Raw genomic sequence first — 214 nt, forward strand, 5'->3', positions numbered from 1 at the left:
TGTAGTGGTCAACTGATCCCGGACACTGAATTGAGCTTTTCCTCGGCAACGGCAGGCGCCAAGCCCTCGTTGAACTGATGTGGTCGTCGCCAGTTGTACCGCTCCATCAGAAAACGACTGATATCTTGTTTAGCCAACGCGGCGCTCATGTAGCCCACCGTCGGTATCCATTCAGTTTTCAGGCTGCGAAATAGCCGCTCCATTGGCGCGTTGT

The 214-nt window shown here is 54.2% G+C and carries 1 protein-coding gene; it reads right to left on the minus strand.

The genetic code is table 11. The features are described from left to right. Window positions 1-8: 8 nt before the first annotated feature. A partial coding sequence (locus tag HAQ05_RS28400) for an integrase core domain-containing protein (protein WP_190427792.1) occupies window positions 9-214 on the minus strand: 206 nt, incomplete at its 5' end.

Origin of the sequence: Pseudomonas typographi (assembly GCF_014694385.1) — a bacterium.
GTDB classification, from domain to species: Bacteria; Pseudomonadota; Gammaproteobacteria; order Pseudomonadales; family Pseudomonadaceae; genus Aquipseudomonas; species Aquipseudomonas typographi.